Origin of the sequence: Sphingomonas sp. Leaf343 (genome assembly GCF_001423765.1) — a bacterium.
Classification (GTDB): domain Bacteria; phylum Pseudomonadota; class Alphaproteobacteria; order Sphingomonadales; family Sphingomonadaceae; genus Sphingomonas.
Genome location: NZ_LMPG01000010.1, coordinates 15750 through 31337, shown reverse-complemented (window position 1 = coordinate 31337; position 15588 = coordinate 15750). Strand labels below are relative to the sequence as shown.

17 protein-coding genes are annotated in these 15588 nt (G+C 69.1%); 9 read left to right on the top strand and 8 right to left on the bottom strand.

From position 1 onward, the window contains the following. Positions 1-98: 98 nt before the first annotated feature. Genes ASG07_RS05410 through ASG07_RS05380 form a run of 7 tightly spaced genes read left to right on the top strand, consistent with a single transcriptional unit; the run spans position 99 to position 5227 of the window. Positions 99-800: a response regulator transcription factor gene (locus ASG07_RS05410; RefSeq protein ID WP_055843331.1), complete on the top strand. Its 702-nt coding sequence runs from the start codon at positions 99-101 to the stop codon at positions 798-800. 16 nt (positions 801-816) lie between these two features. Next, positions 817-2370, top strand: coding sequence for a sensor histidine kinase (locus ASG07_RS05405; RefSeq protein ID WP_055843329.1), 1554 nt, complete (start codon positions 817-819; stop codon positions 2368-2370). 11 nt (positions 2371-2381) lie between these two features. Continuing rightward, entirely contained in the window at positions 2382-2810 is a 429-nt protein-coding gene (locus tag ASG07_RS05400; RefSeq protein ID WP_055843327.1) for an HPr kinase/phosphorylase, read from the top strand. After that, positions 2807-3736 (top strand): RNase adapter RapZ, encoded by a 930-nt coding sequence (rapZ, locus tag ASG07_RS05395; protein ID WP_055843326.1) that lies wholly within the window; start codon positions 2807-2809, stop codon positions 3734-3736. The genes ASG07_RS05400 and rapZ overlap by 4 nt, the downstream gene beginning before the upstream one ends. After that, the gene (locus ASG07_RS05390) at positions 3733-4140 is read left to right on the top strand and encodes a PTS sugar transporter subunit IIA (RefSeq protein WP_055843324.1); all 408 of its coding nucleotides are present in this window, start codon (positions 3733-3735) and stop codon (positions 4138-4140) included. Before rapZ ends, ASG07_RS05390 begins: the two co-directional genes overlap by 4 nt. After that, positions 4137-4406, top strand: a complete 270-nt coding sequence (locus ASG07_RS05385; protein ID WP_055843322.1) for an HPr family phosphocarrier protein — start codon at positions 4137-4139, stop codon at positions 4404-4406. Before ASG07_RS05390 ends, ASG07_RS05385 begins: the two co-directional genes overlap by 4 nt. Before the next feature lie 20 nt (positions 4407-4426). Further along, positions 4427-5227, top strand: coding sequence for a TrmH family RNA methyltransferase (locus tag ASG07_RS05380; protein ID WP_055843320.1), 801 nt, complete (start codon positions 4427-4429; stop codon positions 5225-5227). 163 nt (positions 5228-5390) lie between these two features. Here ASG07_RS05380 and ASG07_RS05375 read toward each other — a convergent pair whose 3' ends face one another. From ASG07_RS05375 to recR, 4 genes are all read right to left on the bottom strand, one after another. Then, positions 5391-6152, bottom strand: coding sequence for an AAA family ATPase (locus ASG07_RS05375; protein WP_055843318.1), 762 nt, complete (start codon positions 6150-6152; stop codon positions 5391-5393). Between the two features lies 1 nt (position 6153). After that, entirely contained in the window at positions 6154-7590 is a 1437-nt protein-coding gene (rmuC, locus tag ASG07_RS05370) for a DNA recombination protein RmuC (RefSeq protein WP_055843316.1), read from the bottom strand. A gap of 158 nt (positions 7591-7748) precedes the next feature. Then, positions 7749-8273, bottom strand: a complete 525-nt coding sequence (def, locus tag ASG07_RS05365; protein ID WP_055843314.1) for a peptide deformylase — start codon at positions 8271-8273, stop codon at positions 7749-7751. A 136-nt stretch (positions 8274-8409) separates the two neighbouring features. Continuing rightward, a complete protein-coding gene (gene recR / locus ASG07_RS05360; protein ID WP_055843312.1) occupies positions 8410-9009 on the bottom strand; it encodes a recombination mediator RecR in 600 nt (199 codons plus the stop codon). Positions 9010-9065: 56 nt separating this feature from the next. Here recR and fmt point away from each other — a divergent pair, with 56 nt between their 5' ends. Continuing rightward, a complete protein-coding gene (gene fmt / locus ASG07_RS05355) occupies positions 9066-9977 on the top strand; it encodes a methionyl-tRNA formyltransferase (RefSeq protein WP_055843310.1) in 912 nt (303 codons plus the stop codon). Then, complete coding sequence (gene truA, locus ASG07_RS05350) at positions 9974-10714, top strand: tRNA pseudouridine(38-40) synthase TruA (protein ID WP_055843307.1); 741 nt, start codon at positions 9974-9976, stop codon at positions 10712-10714. Before fmt ends, truA begins: the two co-directional genes overlap by 4 nt. 43 nt (positions 10715-10757) lie before the next feature. Here the strand turns inward: truA and ASG07_RS05345 are convergent, their stop codons facing one another. The 4 genes from ASG07_RS05345 to ilvD are packed head-to-tail and all read right to left on the bottom strand — an operon-like array spanning position 10758 to position 15406. Beyond that, entirely contained in the window at positions 10758-11924 is a 1167-nt protein-coding gene (locus ASG07_RS05345; protein WP_055843306.1) for a class I SAM-dependent RNA methyltransferase, read from the bottom strand. Next, positions 11921-13294, bottom strand: a complete 1374-nt coding sequence (locus tag ASG07_RS05340) for a bifunctional ADP-dependent NAD(P)H-hydrate dehydratase/NAD(P)H-hydrate epimerase (RefSeq protein WP_055843303.1) — start codon at positions 13292-13294, stop codon at positions 11921-11923. The genes ASG07_RS05345 and ASG07_RS05340 overlap by 4 nt, the downstream gene beginning before the upstream one ends. Then, positions 13291-13701, bottom strand: coding sequence for a hypothetical protein (locus ASG07_RS05335; RefSeq protein ID WP_082474567.1), 411 nt, complete (start codon positions 13699-13701; stop codon positions 13291-13293). The genes ASG07_RS05340 and ASG07_RS05335 overlap by 4 nt, the downstream gene beginning before the upstream one ends. After that, the gene (gene ilvD, locus ASG07_RS05330; protein ID WP_055843301.1) at positions 13688-15406 is read right to left on the bottom strand and encodes a dihydroxy-acid dehydratase; all 1719 of its coding nucleotides are present in this window, start codon (positions 15404-15406) and stop codon (positions 13688-13690) included. Before ilvD ends, ASG07_RS05335 begins: the two co-directional genes overlap by 14 nt. Positions 15407-15588: the final 182 nt, after the last annotated feature.

Sequence of the window (15588 nt, the reverse complement as noted above, 5' to 3'; positions counted from 1 at the left end):
GCGCCGGGGGGACCGTCAAACGCCCCTTGCCTAGCCTATGTTGAGCGATGTCCCGCTTTGGACTAGGCGGGAGGTCCCTGAGACGGACGGGCGGGATCATGACGGCCACCATCGCGCTCGTCGACGACGATCGTAACATCCTGACTTCGGTGTCGATCGCGCTTCAGGCAGAGGGTTTCCTGACGCGGGTCTATGCGGACAGCGAGGCGGCGTTGAAGGCGCTGCTCGAAAATCCGGCCGATCTGGCGATCTTCGATATCAAGATGCCGCGGATGGACGGGCTGGAGCTGCTGCGGCGGCTGCGCGAGAAGAGCGCGATGCCGGTCATCTTCCTGACCAGCAAGGACGACGAGCTGGACGAGGCGCTGGGGCTGGCGATGGGCGCGGACGACTATATCGCCAAGCCGTTCAGCCAACGGCTGCTGATCGCCCGCATCCGCGCGATCCTGCGCCGGACGGAGGCGATCCTGCCGACCGGCGAGGCGGAGGCGGCGGCGAAACCGCTGGAACGCGGCCGGCTGGCGATGGACCCGGCGCGGCACCGCACGACGTGGGACGGACAGGCGGTGACGCTGACCGTGACGGAGTTCCTGATCCTGGAGACGCTGGCGCAGCGGCCGGGCATCGTGAAGACGCGCAACCAGTTGATGGATGCCGCGTATCAGGACGACATCTATGTCGACGATCGCACCATCGACAGCCATATCAAGCGGGTGAGGCGCAAGTTCCGCCAGATCGATCCCGAGTTCGACGCGATCGAAACGCTCTACGGTGCCGGTTATCGCTTCTCCGAGGAATAGCGCCCGTCCCTTCGAGATGGACGGCGACGGCCCGGACGACACGCACGAGCTGTCGCTGCGCTGGTCGGGACGGATCTCGCTGACGCAGCGCATCCTGGCGGTGAACATCATCGCGCTGCTGATGCTGGCGGGCGGGTTCTTCTATCTCGATTCGTATCGCAGCCGCATCGTCGACGGTCGGGTCGAGCAATCGACGCGGGAGGCGCGGCTGATCGCGGAGGCGATCCGCGCCGGCCGGCCGGACGACCGCGACGCGTTGATACTGCGGCTGGCGGCGGAGACGGGCACGCGGGTGCGGCTGGTGGGACCGCAGGGGACGTTCGCGGACAGCCGCCGGCTGGGACTGCGCAACTTCGTGCTGCAGGACCCCGATCGCGACTGGTACGACCAGCGGATCGCGCGGTTTCTGGACGGGGTGATCGACACCGTCGTCGCCGCGCCCCGCCCTCCCTTGTATCGCGATCGCACCGCACCGACCGGCTGGGACGAAGTCAGAATGGCGCTCGCCGGCACCGGCGTCGCAGCCACCGTCTGGCGCGCGCCGGACCGGACGCCGGTCATCACCGCCGCCGCGCCGTTGACGCGCGGCACCGCCGTCCTGACCACGGTCAACGCACGCGACATCACCCAGACGGTGCGGATCGAGCGGTTCCGGTTGAGTGTCGTGCTGCTGGTGGTGACGCTCGTTTCGGTGCTGCTGTCGCTGTTTCTGGCGCGAACGATCGTGCGGCCGTTGCGACGGCTGGCGCGGGCGGCGGTGCGCGTGCGGCGCGGGCGGGCGCGCGAGGTCGTGGTGCCGCGCCTGCCCTCCCGCCGCGACGAGCTGGGGATGCTGGCGCGGGCGCTGTCGGACATGAGCAGCGCCCTGAGAGCGAGGATCGACGCCACGGAGGCCTTTGCGGCGGACGTCACGCATGAACTCAAGAATCCGCTCGCCAGCCTGCGTTCCGCGGTGGACGGACTGGCGAGCGTCAGAGACCCGGCGTTGCAGGCGCAGTTGCTGGCGATCGTGCAGGACGACGTGCGCCGGCTCGACCGGCTCATCACCGATATCTCGGAAGCGTCCCGCCTCGACGCACAGCTCAGCCGTGCGAAGTTCGAACCGGTCGATATCGGCCGGATGATCGCCGGCCTGCTCGACCAGCGCGCGGCGCGCGGCGCGGAGCGCGGCATCCGGTTCCGCTTCGACGATCACGACGAACCGCTGGTGGCGCTGGGCGAAGGTATGCGGCTGGAACGGGTGTTCGAGAACCTGCTCGACAATGCCGTATCCTTTTCGCCGGACGACGGGCTGGTCACGATCGCGGCCGCGGCCGACGGCGACGACATGATCGTCACCGTCGAGGACGAAGGCCCGGGCGTGCCGGAGGAGGAGCGCGAGGCGATCTTTCGCCGGTTCCAGTCGATCCGCCCCCCGAGCGAGGCGTTCGGCCAGCATTCGGGACTGGGCCTCGCCATCGCCCGGGCGATCGTCGATGGGCATGGCGGGACGATCGCGGTAGAGGCGCGCGGTGACGGTACCGGCGGAGCGTGCTTCGTCGTCCGCCTGCCGCTCGCCGAGCCGAATTGAGGGACGCCGCCATGACTTCGCTCTCGTCCGAGACGCTGCACGCGACGAGCGTCGCCATCGACGGCCGCGCCGTCCTGATCGAGGGGCGGTCGGGCAGCGGCAAGTCCGATCTCGCGCTGCGGCTGATTGATCGTGGCGCGGTGCTGGTCAGCGATGACTACACGGTTCTCGTTCGACGCGACGGTCGCCTGATGGCGCGGCCACCGGCGACGATCGCGGGACGGATCGAGGTGCGCGGGCTGGGCATCGTGCCGATGCCGCATGTCGAGGACGTGCCGGTCGCGCTGATCGTCCGGGTCGACGGCGAGGTTTTGCGGATGCCGGAGCGGCGGGTGCGAAGGCTGGCGGATGTCGAGGTCCCCGAACTGGCGCTCGCTCCGTTCGAGGCGAGTGCGCCGATCAAGCTCGAAATGGCCTTGCGCGGGGGTACGAAGGCATGAGCCAGGAGGTGCTGCTCGTCACCGGCCTGTCGGGGGCCGGCAAGTCCACGGTGTTGAAGACGCTGGAGGATCTCGGCTGGGAAGTCGTCGACAACCTGCCGCTGGTGCTGCTCGACCGGCTGCTCGACGCGCCGCTGCCCGCGGGGGTGGACGGGCGACGCCAGCGGCTGGCGCTGGGGATCGGGGCGCGGACGCGGGATTTCGATCCGGCGCGGATCGTCGACCGGATCGGGCGGATGCGCGAGGATCACGGGCTGGAAATCGGGATGCTGTTCCTCGACTGCGCCGGTGCGGAACTGGAGCGGCGCTATTCGGAGACGCGGCGGCGGCATCCGCTGGCGCTGGACCGGCCGGCATCGGACGGGATCGCGCAGGAGCGGGAATTGCTCGCGCCGCTGCGCGATTTCGCCAACCGGCTGATCGACACCACCAGCCTGAACGCGCATGCGCTGGGATTGCAGGTGCGGCGGCTGTTCGGCGACGAGCGGGGCGGCGAGCCGGTGCTGTCGGTGGTGTCGTTCGGCTTTTCGCGCGGGTTGCCGCGCGATGCCGATCTGGTGTTCGACATGCGGTTCCTGCGCAATCCGCACTGGGTGCCGGAGCTCAGGCCGGGCACCGGGCTGGACCCGGCGGTGGCGGAATATGTCGCGGGCGATCCGGCGTATGAGGAAGCGATGTCGCGCATCGAGGCGCTGCTGGCGCTGCTGATTCCACGGTACCGGGCGGAGGGGAAAGCCTATGTCACCGTCGCGATCGGATGTACCGGAGGGAGACACCGGTCGGTCCATGTCGCCGAACGGATCGGCGGCTTCTTGCGCGGACGGGGATTTTCGCCCACGGTCCGCCATCGTGATTTGGAGGCGGCATCGCAGGACTCGCTGGAGGGTCCAAGGTCCGTCGGCAAGGATAGAATAGCCAGTTTATGATCGGGTTGGTTCTTGTGACCCACGGGCGACTCGCGGACGAGTTCGTGACCGCGATGGTGCACGTCGTCGGTCCGCAGGAGCGCGTGGCGACGATCGCGATCGGCCCGGACGACGACATGGAAGAACGTCGCGCGGACATCGCCGCGGCGATCGGCGCGGTCGATACTGGCCGGGGCGTGATCGTGTTGACCGACCTGTTCGGCGGCACCCCCTCCAACCTTGCGATCAGTTTGATGGAACGCGGGCGGGTCGAGGTGATCGCGGGCATGAACCTGCCGATGCTGATCCGGCTGGGCTCCGCGCGTAAATCCATGAAGGTGGTCGATGCGGTCGCCGCGGCGCGCGAGGCGGGGCGGAAATATATTTCGGTCGCCTCCGAGGTTTTGGGCGAGGCGGCGGCGTGAGCGTGCAGCGGACCGTGCAGATCACCAACCGGCGCGGGCTCCATGCGCGCGCATCCGCGAAGTTCGTGACGCTGGCGTCGGCGCTGCCATGCGAGGTGCATGTCTGCAAGGACGACGGGTCCGTGACCGGAACGTCGATCATGGGCCTGATGATGCTGGGGGCCGCGATGGGCGACAGCATCACGATCCGCGCGACCGGCGACGGTGCCGAGGAATCGGTGAGCAAGCTCGCCGAGCTGGTCGAGGCCAAGTTCGGCGAGGACTGACCTCTCCGTTCGTCACCGTCATGCCGCGTCAGATCACCGCCTATTCCAACCCGCTCGTCAAAAGCGTCCGCGACCTGCGCGACAAGCGCCATCGGCGTGAGCAGCGGCGCTTTTTGGCAGAGGGACTGCGCATCCTGACCGAAGCGCGGGAGGCCGGGCGGTTGCCGGTGATGCTGTTCTTCGCCGCGGCGAGCGCGGGGCATCCGCTGGTCCGGACGCTGGTCGAGGAGGTCGAGCGTGCGGGCGGCGACGCGATCGAGACGACGCCGGACATCCTGTCGAAACTGTCGGGCAAGGACAATCCACAGGCCGTGGTCGGTGTGTTCGACGAGTTCGAGATCGGGCTGGCCGATCTGGATCGATCCGGGGCGGGCATCTGGCTGGTTGCGGAACGGCTGCGCGATCCGGGCAATCTGGGTACGATCCTGCGGACCGGCGATGCGGTCGGCGCGGGCGGGTTGATCCTGATCGGCGAGTGCGTCGATCCGTTCTCGGTCGAGGCGGTGCGCGCGAGCATGGGCGCACTGTTCACGGTCCCCGTCGTGCGGTGCGAATGGGGCGACTTCCTCGTCTGGTTGCGCAAGGGTCTTGGACAACTGGTCGGGCTGAGCCTCGACACCGAACATGATTACCGCGCCGCGAGCTATGCAGCGCCGACCTTTCTGCTGACGGGCAACGAGGCTCAGGGGATGCCCGACGGCTATGCCGCGGCGTGCGACCTGCTGGTCAAGATCCCGATGCTGGGCAAGGCGGACAGCCTGAACGCGGCGGTGGCGACGGCGGTGATGGCATATGAAGTGCTGGCGCAGCAGCGAGGGTGAGTAGCCGGCCGGGGTGGTGTTTCGGAACGCGGGTCATTTCGGGGCTGGCCCGGCGTACATCGCTGCCGACACATACAAGGTTGTGAAGCTGCGGTCACGTGGATGCCGGGACGAGCCCGGCCTGACGCGCGATGACTGCGTGGTCCAACAACAGCGTAGTGGCTCATTCGTCCAGCATCGCCGCGGTGATGCCGTGCGGGTCGAGTATGAACTCCCGGGTCAGGCGGTAGTGGTCGGTTTCCTCCAGCAGCACCGGCGCCAGGCCGCCGCGCGACATCTGGAGCAGGACGGCGTCCGGCAGCGCCATCAGGATGGGCGAGTGGGTCGCCATGATGACCTGCGTTTGACCCTGCGACTGCATGATCCGCAGCAGCTTGAGAAAGTCGAACTGGCGCTTGGGCGACAGCGCGGACTCGGGTTCGTCGAAGATGAAGAGGCCGGGGCGGGTGCAGCGTTCCTGGAAGAAGCGCAGGAAGCCCTCGCCATGCGAATGGGACAGGAAGTCGGGCGGCGCACCGTTACCTCGTGCCGCATCGTCCAGATATCGGGCGACGGTGAAGAAACTCTCGGCGCGGAAGAACCAGCCCTGCCCGATCCGGGGCAGCCATGCGGCCTTCAACGCACGGGAGAGGTCGCCGCCGCCGCGTTCGATCGCGGTGCTGTGGTCGACGGCGCGATAGCCGGGACCGCCGCCGCCCTCGTCGAACCCTGCAACGACCGCGATCCCTTCGAGCAGTGTCGATTTGCCGACGCCATTCTCGCCGACGAGGATCGTGACCGGGGCATCGAACCGCAATTCGAACGCTTCGCGCGCGAACAGCGGCAAACAGAACGGGTAGGCGGCGCGATCGACCGGAGCCTCCGGGTCGATCCAGACGCGTTTCAGATAAGGTGGCGGGAGCGTGGTGTGACGGCCCCGTGCCATCCTATTCCACCGTGCTGATGAGCTTGGCGAGCGGGCGCGGGCTGCTCTCGACCAGCGGCAACGGTTCGATCGTCTTGCCGGCGGTGTCGATGTTCAGCGCCTCGAACCGCTTGGCGGAGGTCAGGACCTGGCTTTCGAGGCTGCCGACGAACGCGTTGTAGGCGGTGTTCGCGGTTTCGAGATTGCGGCCGAGCTTGGTGATATGCTCGCCCATCTTGGACAGGCGGATGTAAAGTTCCTTGCCCAGCGCGCCGATCTCCTGCGCCTGCTTGGCCAGCTTCTCCTGCCGCCAGACGGCCGATACGGTGCGGGCGATGGCGATGAGGTTGGTCGGCGTCGCAAGCAGGACACGCTTGTCGAAGGCGAAGTCCCACAGAGTCGGGTCATGCTCCAGCGCGGCGGACAGGAAATGCTCGCCGGGGACGAACATCACGACATAATCGGGCGCGTCGTCGAACTGGTTCCAGTAGCTCTTGTTGCCCAGACCGTTGACGTGCGCGCGCATCGAGGCGGCGTGACGTGCCAGCCCGAGTTGCCGCTCGGCGTCGTCGACCGCTCCGAACGCATCCTGATAGTCGTTGAGCGACACCTTGGCGTCGATCACCAGCGACTTGCCACCGGGCACGCGGACGATCGCGTCGGGGCGGAGGCGACCGCCCTCCCCGTCCGATACGCTCACCTCGGTCTGGAAGTCGGTATGTTCGGCGAGGCCGCAATTCTCCAGCACGTTGCGAAGCTGCTGCTCGCCCCAGCGACCGCGTGCCTTGGGAGCGTTGCGCAGGGCGTTGACCAGCTTCGACGCCTCGTTGCGGACGGTTTCCTGCCCGACGCGCATCGATTCCATCAGGCCGGTGAGGTTGCCGAACGCGTCGCGCCGCTCCGCCTCCGCCTTGCCGACGCCCTCCTCATAGCGTTGCAGGCGGTCGTGGACCGGTTGGAGCAACGCCGCGAGCCGCTGACCGGACGTGTGCTCGGACTCGGTGAAGCGAGCCTGCGCGCGTTCGAGGAACTGCGCCTGTGCGCCCTCCAGCGCGCGGGCGGCGGCGGCGCCGAACTGTGCGGTCATCGCCTCGCGCGCCTCGACCAGATGGCGGATCGTCTGCTCGGCGGCGGCCTGGCGCTCCTCGCTCTGGGCGCGCAGCGACGCGAGGTCCTGCATCGCGCCGCGCGCCGCCTCCAGTTGCTCGACCACCGCTTCGTGCGCGGCGATGCGTTCGGCGGCCTGCGCGCGATGCCAGGCGAGTTCCTGCATGGCGTCGTTCCGCTCCCGCTCCACCGCGTCGCGCGCCTGCCGGACGATATCGAGATCGGCGGCACGCGTGTTGGCGACGGCGAGGTCGCTGGCGAGCTTCGCGACGCTGCGGCTGGCGACGATCCAGCCGATCGCGAGGCCGACGAGCGCGGCGAGGATGCCGACGATCAGAATGTCCGCGGTCACGTATCAGGCCCCGAAGTGGAGGAAGTGGAGGGTCCGGCGCATCGTCTCTTCTTTCATCCCGACAAGCCTTTGCTGCGAACGCGCTCGGCACGATCAAGGCCAGACTGCATTATCGGAACGTAGCAGGAACGCCAACGCCACGACAGCGCAAAAGCGCGTCAGCCGTTGCGGCGCATCTTCGTCAGCTTCTTCATCAGCATGTCGCGCTTCAGGCGGGAGATGTGGTCGATGAAGAGGATGCCGTCGAGATGATCGATCTCGTGCTGCATGCAGGTGGAGAGCAGGCCGTCCAGATCCTCCTCATGTGTCTGGCCGTCGAGATCGAGCCAGCGGACGCGGCAGCGGGCGGGGCGTTCGACCTCGGCATATTGTTCGGGGATCGACAGGCAGCCCTCATTGTAGCGGGCGACCTCGTCGCTGACCGACAGGAGTTCCGGGTTGATATAGGCGTGGGGGTCGCGGACCGGCTTGCCCTGCTCGTCCTCCTCCGACTGGAGATCGATAACGACGACGCGGCGCTCGATCCCGACCTGCGTCGCGGCGAGGCCGATGCCGTGCGCGGCGTACATCGTCTCCGTCATGTCGGCGACGAGGGTGCGGACGGTGTCATCGACGGTTTCCACCGGCGCGGCGATGGCGCGGAGGCCGGAATCGGGGACTTCGAGAATGGTGAGGACGGTCATCCGGTGCGGGTATTCGGGGGTGCGATTCCGGTCAAGGTGTGCCGGTGCGATCCGTGGACGCACAGCCACCTGCGGAGTTGCTTGGAGCTACCCCTCCACCAGCTCCGCTGGTCCCCCTCCCCGTACCGGGGAGGATTCAGGAGGTGACCGGTCGTCTGGCCCGCAATGCCTGTGCGAGCGTCCCTTCGTCGAGATAATCGAGTTCGCCGCCCACCGGCAGGCCGTGGGCGAGCTGCGTGACGCGGACGGGGAAGCGCTCGATGCGTTCGGCGAGGTAGTGGGCGGTCGTCTGCCCCTCCAGCGTCGCGTTCATCGCCAGCACGACCTCGTCGATGCCGCCGACCTCGATCCGGCGGACGAGCGCGTCGATCGACAGATCCTCGGGGCGGACACCCTCCAGCGCGGAGAGGCGTCCGCCCAACACGTGGAAGCGGCCGGGGAACAGCCGCGAGCGGTCGAGCGCCCAAAGGTCCGCGACCTCCTCCACCACGCACAGGGCGCGGGCATCGCGACGGGGATCGGCGCAGATCGTACACGGATCGGTGGTGTCGACGTTGCCGCAGGTGGAGCAGGTCGCCAGCCGTTCCTCCACGGCCGTCAGCGCGGTCAGCAGCGGTCCCAGCGCCGCCTCCCGCTTTTTCAGCAGATGCAGCACCGCGCGACGGGCGGACCGGGGGCCGAGCCCGGGCAGGCGGGCGAGCGCCTGGGTCAATGCTTCGATCTCGGGAGAGGCCATGTCGGGAACAGATAGGGGGTTGCGTCCGCCTCCGCCAGCGTGTCGAGAGCGTGCCCATGCGGATCGTTTTCATGGGAACGCCGGACTTTGCCCGGATCGTCCTCGACGCGCTGTTGCTGGCGCCCGAGCACGAGGTGATTGCCGTCTATAGCCAGCCGCCCCGCCCAGGCGGACGTCGTGGACGGCAGGCGGTGCCCTCCCCCGTACACGTGCGTGCCGAGGGCTCGGCAGTGCCCGTGTTCACTCCTGCCAGCCTTAAGGGTGCGGAGGAACAGGCGGCATTCGCGGCCCTGAACGCCGATGTCGCGGTGGTGGCCGCTTACGGCCTGATCCTGCCGCGCGCGGTGCTGGATGCGCCGGTGCATGGCTGTTTGAACGTGCACGGATCGCTGCTGCCGCGCTGGCGCGGGGCGGCCCCGGTACAGCGGGCGATCATGGCCGGCGATAGCGAAACCGGGGTCGGGATCATGCAGATGGAGGCCGGGCTGGATACCGGCCCGGTGCGGCTGGAGGGGCGGACCCCGGTCGATGGCAAGACGGCGGGCGAGTTGACGGTGGAGCTGGCGGCGCTGGGCGCGGAGCTGATGATCGCGGTGCTGGGCGACCTTGCCGGTCATCCGCCCGTGCCGCAGCCGGAGGACGGCGTGACCTATGCCGCGAAGATCGACAAGGCGGAGGCGCGGATCGACTTTGCGCGGCCTGCGGTAGACGTCGAGCGGCTGGTCCGGGCGATGAACCCGGCGCCGGGGGCGTGGTTCGAGGTGGCGGGCGAGCGGGTCAAGGTGCTGGCCGCTGCGGTGTCGAACCCGTCGCACGGAACGCCGGGTACGATACTGGACGATGCGCTGACGATCGCCTGCGGCTCCGGTGCGATCCGGCCGACGCTGGTACAACGGGCTGGGCGTGGCGTTACCTCTGCCGAGGATATGCTGCGCGGATTTCCGGTCCCCGCCGGGACGCGGCTTTGACGCGGTTCGCGCTGACGGTGGAGTATGACGGGCGGCCGTTCATGGGGTGGCAGCGGCAGTCGCATGGGCCGTCGGTGCAGGGCGCGCTGGAGGCGGCGGCGTTCGCGGTGACGGGTGAGGCGGTGGCGGTGCATGCCGCCGGGCGGACCGACGCCGGGGTGCATGGGCTGGCGATGCGTGCGCATTGTGACATCGCGAAGCCGTTCGCGGCGTTCCGGCTGATGGAAGCGTTGAACGCGCGGTTGCGACCGCATCCGGTGGCGGTGCTCGCCTGCGAAGAGGTCGCGGACGACTGGCATGCGCGGTTTTCGTGCGTCGGGCGGTCGTATGAATACCGGATCGTCAACCGGCGTGCGCCGCTGACATGGGAGGCCGGGCTGGCGTGGCAGGTGCCGCAGCCGCTGAACGAGCGGGCGATGGCCGCGGCGGCGGCGATGCTGGTGGGGCGGCATGACTTCACCACGTTCCGCTCGGCGCATTGTCAGGCGGACAGCCCGGTGCGGACGCTGGACGTGCTGACGGTCGGGCGGACCGGCGAGCGGCTGGCGGTGCAAGCGGCGGCGCGGTCGTTCCTGCATCATCAGGTACGGTCGATGGTCGGATGCCTCGCGCTGGTCGGCATGGGGCGGTGGTCGGCGGACGACGTCGGAGCGGCGCTGGCAGCGCGGGACCGGGCGCGGCTGGGGCTGAATGCTCCGCCCGACGGGTTGTTCTTCGTCGGGGCGGTGTACCCGTAGAGTCGTCTGCGCGAACACATTGATCGCGCTCTGTCGGTGCGGATCAGCGGCTCAGGCAGGCCGCGAGTTCGACATGGGTGGACCAGCGGAACTGGCCGACCGGCTGGACCCAGTCGATCCGCCAGCCCTCCGCGACCATCGCCTTCGCGTCGCGGGCGAAGGTGACCGGGTTGCAGGAGACATAGGCGAGACGCGGCGTCTTGCAGGCGGCCAGCGCCGCGGCCTGCTCGCGGGCACCGGCACGGGGCGGGTCGATGACGATCGCGTCGAACCGGTCGAGTTCCGCCACCGTCAGCGGCCGGCGATAGAGGTCGCGATGTTCGGTGAAGACCGGCAGCTGACGGGCATGTGCGGCGGCCTTCAGCCCCATCACCGCGTCGCGTGCGCCCTCCGCCGCATAGACCTTCGCGGGGAGTGCGAGCGCGAAGGTGCCGAGCCCGGCGAACAGGTCGGCGACGGTCCGCGCACCCTGCGTCGCTTCACGGACGGCGGCGACCAGCGCGTCCTCCCCCTCGCGCGTGGCTTGCAGGAACGATCCGGGCGGCAGCGCGACGGGGATGCCGCCGAGCGTGATCGTCACCGGCTGCGGCTCCCAGCGCGCTTCGGCACCCGGGCCGTCATCGACGCAGAAGCGCGCGACGCCGTGACGCTCGCAAAAGCCGGTGAGCGCCTCGGCGGCGGCCAGCCCTTCCGGCGCGAAGCCGTTGACAAGGACGTCAGGCCCCTGATCGGAGAGCGTCAGGTGAACGTCGGCGCGGCGTTTCAGGCCCAGCTTCTGGAACAGCGCGCGCAAGGGAGCGACGAGCGCGAAGAGTTCGGGCGCGAGGATATGGCATTCGCGCATGTCGACGACGCGGTGACTGCCCTCCGCGGTGAAGCCGAGCACGCCGCGTTCCGCGTGGAGCGTCGCGCGGCGGCGGGTGTTGGGGGGCGAGACGATCGCGGGGCGGATCGGTGCGCTCAGCCCCTGCCCGTCCAGCGCCGACGCGATACGGTCGGTGACGAAGCCGGCATAGCTCTCCTCGTCCAGATGCTGGAGCTGGCACCCGCCGCATTGCGGGAAATGACGGCATGGCGGCACCTGATGATGCGGGCCGGGAATGACCTCGAAACTATCGGTCAGCGTGTCGCCGGGGGCGGCGAAGGGGGCGTGGCGGCCGTCGTCGGCGACGCCGTCACCGGGCGCGGCGACGCGGAGAATGATGCTCATCGGACGCGCGATAGCGCGGCGGCGAGGTCGTCGGCAATGAAGGACCGTCCGCAGAGGCGCGCGGCCTCTCCGTGCAGCCACACCGCGGCGCAGGCGGCAGCGAACGGATCAAGGCCGCTCGCCAGCATCGCCCCGGTCGCGCCGGCCAGGACGTCGCCGGTGCCTGCGGTGGACAGCCAGTCGCTGGCATCGCCGCCGACCACGACGCGACCGTCCGGTGCTGCGATGACGGTGTCGGGGCCTTTGTAGATGACGACGGCGCCGGCACGGGCGGCGGCGGCGCGGGCGCGGTCGATCTTGCTGCCGTGGGTGTGGCCGAACAGCGCCTCGAACTCGCCCCCGTGCGGCGTGAGGATCGCCGGCGCGCGGCGGGGTGCGTCGGGGTCGAACAGGTGGAGAGCGTCGCCGTCGACCACGAGGGGACGACCGCTGGCGAGCGCGGCGGCGAGGCGGGCGCGGGCGGTGTCGTCGCGGCCGAGGCCGGGGCCGATGACGACCGTACCGATGCGGGGATCGTGGAGCGCGGCGTCGCTGTACGATTTGCGGACGAGCGCGTGCGGAGTGCCCGTGGCGTCGCCGAGATGGAGGACATAGCCAGCGCCGGCGCGCATCGCGGCGAGGCTGGCGAGGTCGGATGCGCCGGGCATCGCGCCGGCGACGACCGCGACCATGCCGCGGGTGAACTTGTGCGAATCGGGGCCGGGGTCGGGGAGATCGGGGCGCGACAGGACCGTCGTCCGGCCGTCCTCATCCTTCGCCCTGCCAGCGGGCGAGGGAGGGAGGATGTCGATGATACGGACATTGCGGCTGTAGCGCGCGGCGGGTTGCAGGAGGTGAGCGGGCTTGGCGTGGCCCAGCGCCAGCGTCAGGTCGGCGAAGGGCGGCTTGCTCAGAACGCCGCCGTCGTCAGTGGCGACGCCGCTCGGCAGGTCGACGGCGATCGCCAGCCGCGCGGGGGCTGCGAGCCGATGGAGATGATGCGCCACGTCATTGGCCAGCGGGCGCGACAGGCCGGTGCCGAACAGTGCGTCGATCAGGATCGGTGCCGGCGCGACATCGGCCAGCCGTTCGACCGCGCCGGTCCAGCGATCGGCGGCGGCGCGGGCGAGGTCGGTATTTGGCCGTGCGGCGGCGGCCACGCGGACCGCATGCCCCTGCTCCGCCAGCGAGCGCGCCGCGACATAGCCGTCGCCGCCATTGTTGCCGGGTCCGCAGAGGATAAGCACCTCCGCACCGGCGGCGAGCCGGTGGACGACGGCCGCTATCCCCTCCCCGGCCCGCTCCATCAATCCAGCGAGGTCGCCGTGCGCCGCCTCCGCTGCGCGCATCTGCGCCGCGGTCAGGATCGGTCGCCCGGCGAGCGGGATCACGGGTTCGCCTTCACCGTGGCCGGCAGGCGATAGCGGTCACCGGCGACGTTCACCTCGATCACGCCGGGCTCGACGATCGTCACCCTGGCCCCCTCGGCACCGTCCGCCGGAATGACGCCACGACCGTCGGTCGTGACGGTGAAGCGCCGGAAGGCACCGTCGGGGTGGCGGAGCGTCAGGACCGTTCCATCCTTCCCCGCCTCCCCTTGCGTCTGTTCGACCGTGCAACTGCGCGCGAGCGGCGCATCGCCGCGCGCACACAGGATACGGCCGTCCTCCGCCGCCGCGACGCCCTGCTGCGCCTCCGCGTTCGCCAGTACCTCCGTGTCGGTGGTGCTGCCCTGGCTGCAGGCGGTGAGCAGGAGTGCGGCGACACTTCCTGCGACGCTGCGGTCAGATATCCGCATAGACATGGGTCTCCGCCTGCGCGCCCGGATGGGTCAGCGCGCCCTTGTACGCCGGGCCGACGTTGCGGGCGTAGCGCCACAGCACGCCCGATTGATAGTCGTTGGCCCGCGGTTGCCACTTCGCGCGGCGTTCGGCGAGGATGGCATCCTCGACGAGCAGGTCGATCGTGCCCGCGTCCGCATCGATGCGGATCGTATCGCCATTCTCGACCAGCGCGATCGGACCGCCCTCCGCGGCTTCGGGACCGACATGGCCGATGCAGAAGCCACGTGTCGCGCCCGAGAACCGGCCATCGGTGATGAGCGCCACCTTCTCGCCCATGCCCAATCCGTAGAGCGCGGCGGTGGTCGACAGCATCTCGCGCATGCCGGGTCCCCCCTTTGGCCCTTCGTAGCGGATGATGACGACTTCGCCCTCGACGATCGAGCGGGCCTCGACCGCGGCGAAGGCGTCCTCCTCGCAGTCGAAGCAGCGCGCCGGCCCCTCGAACTGGAGGCGGTGCATGCCCGCGACCTTCACGATCGCGCCGTCGGGGGCGAGGCTGCCGCGCAGGCCGACGACACCGCCGGTGGGGCTGAGCGGCGTCCTAACGTCATAGATGACCTTCTGGTCGGGGTTCCACGTCACCTGATCGATGTTCTCGCTCAGCGTCCTGCCGGTCACCGTGACGCAGTCGCCGTTCAGCAGTCCGCCGGCCAGCATCGTCTTCATCAGCATATAGACGCCGCCCGCCTCGTACATGTCCTTCGCCACATACTGCCCGCCGGGTTTCAGGTCGGCGATGTAGGGCGTCGATTTGAACGCCTCCGCGACGTCGAACAGGTCGAAGTCGATCCCCGCCTCACTGGCCATCGCCGGCAGGTGCAGCGCGGCGTTGGTCGAGCCGCCGGTCGCCGCGACCACGCGGGCGGCGTTGATGAACGCCTCGCGCGTGCAGATGTCGCGCGGGCGGAGATTGCGGGCGACCAGTTCCATGACCTGCGCACCCGCCGCGACGGCGATCTGCTCGCGCGTGGTATAGGGTGCGGGCACCATGTTGCTGTTCGGCAGCGACAGGCCGATCGCCTCGCCCACGCAGGCCATCGTGTTCGCGGTGAACTGGCCCCCGCATGCGCCGTGGCCGGGGCATGCTACTTTCTCCAGGGCGTGGACTTCCTCGATCGGGCAGGCACCGGCGGCGTATTTGCCGACGACCTCGAACACGTCGACCACGGTGACGTCGCGGTCCTTGTACCGGCCGGGCAGGATCGAGCCGCCATAGACGAAGATCGACGGAATATTCAGGCGCAGCATCGCCATCATCATGCCCGGCAGGGACTTGTCGCATCCGGCGAAGCCGACCAGCGCATCGTAACAGTGGCCGCGCACCGACAATTCGACCGAGTCCGCGATCACCTCACGGCTGACCAGCGACGCCTTCATCCCCTGATGGCCCATGGCGATTCCGTCGGTGACGGTGATCGTGTTGAACCGGCGCGGCAGACCGCCGCCCTGGATCACCCCTGCCTGCGCGGCATCGGCCTGCGCGTCGAGCGTGGTGTTGCAGGGTGCGGAGTTGTTGCCGGCGGAGGCGAGCGCCACGAACGGGCGGGCGATCTCGTCCTCCGTGATTCCCATTGCGTAGTAATAGGAACGGTGCGGCGCACGTTCCGGGCCGACGGAGACGTGACGGCTGGGCAGCCGGGCTTTATCGAACTGAGTCATGGCGACAGCCTATGTCGCCGGGAGGGCGATCCGCGCAAGCTTCTTTCGTCTGCCACCTGCAACAGACCGTGGCCCAACTTCCCGAGTTTGTTGTAAAGTGAACCCTTATTTTGAAAGACAGCGCCGATGGATATCAAGGTTCGAACCAGCAGGACGGGTCGGGACAACAGGGGTCATGAACC

Coding starts and splice junctions, on each gene's coding strand:
- ASG07_RS05410 (WP_055843331.1), top strand. CDS start 99: ATGACGGCCACCATCGCGCTCGTCGACGACGATCGTAACATCCTGACT.
- ASG07_RS05405 (WP_055843329.1), top strand. CDS start 817: ATGGACGGCGACGGCCCGGACGACACGCACGAGCTGTCGCTGCGCTGG.
- ASG07_RS05400 (WP_055843327.1), top strand. CDS start 2,382: ATGACTTCGCTCTCGTCCGAGACGCTGCACGCGACGAGCGTCGCCATC.
- rapZ (WP_055843326.1), top strand. CDS start 2,807: ATGAGCCAGGAGGTGCTGCTCGTCACCGGCCTGTCGGGGGCCGGCAAG.
- ASG07_RS05390 (WP_055843324.1), top strand. CDS start 3,733: ATGATCGGGTTGGTTCTTGTGACCCACGGGCGACTCGCGGACGAGTTC.
- ASG07_RS05380 (WP_055843320.1), top strand. CDS start 4,427: ATGCCGCGTCAGATCACCGCCTATTCCAACCCGCTCGTCAAAAGCGTC.
- ASG07_RS05375 (WP_055843318.1), bottom strand. CDS start 6,152: ATGGCACGGGGCCGTCACACCACGCTCCCGCCACCTTATCTGAAACGC.
- def (WP_055843314.1), bottom strand. CDS start 8,273: ATGACCGTCCTCACCATTCTCGAAGTCCCCGATTCCGGCCTCCGCGCC.
- recR (WP_055843312.1), bottom strand. CDS start 9,009: ATGGCCTCTCCCGAGATCGAAGCATTGACCCAGGCGCTCGCCCGCCTG.
- fmt (WP_055843310.1), top strand. CDS start 9,066: ATGCGGATCGTTTTCATGGGAACGCCGGACTTTGCCCGGATCGTCCTC.
- ASG07_RS05345 (WP_055843306.1), bottom strand. CDS start 11,924: ATGAGCATCATTCTCCGCGTCGCCGCGCCCGGTGACGGCGTCGCCGAC.
- ASG07_RS05335 (WP_082474567.1), bottom strand. CDS start 13,701: ATGCGGATATCTGACCGCAGCGTCGCAGGAAGTGTCGCCGCACTCCTG.
- ilvD (WP_055843301.1), bottom strand. CDS start 15,406: ATGACTCAGTTCGATAAAGCCCGGCTGCCCAGCCGTCACGTCTCCGTC.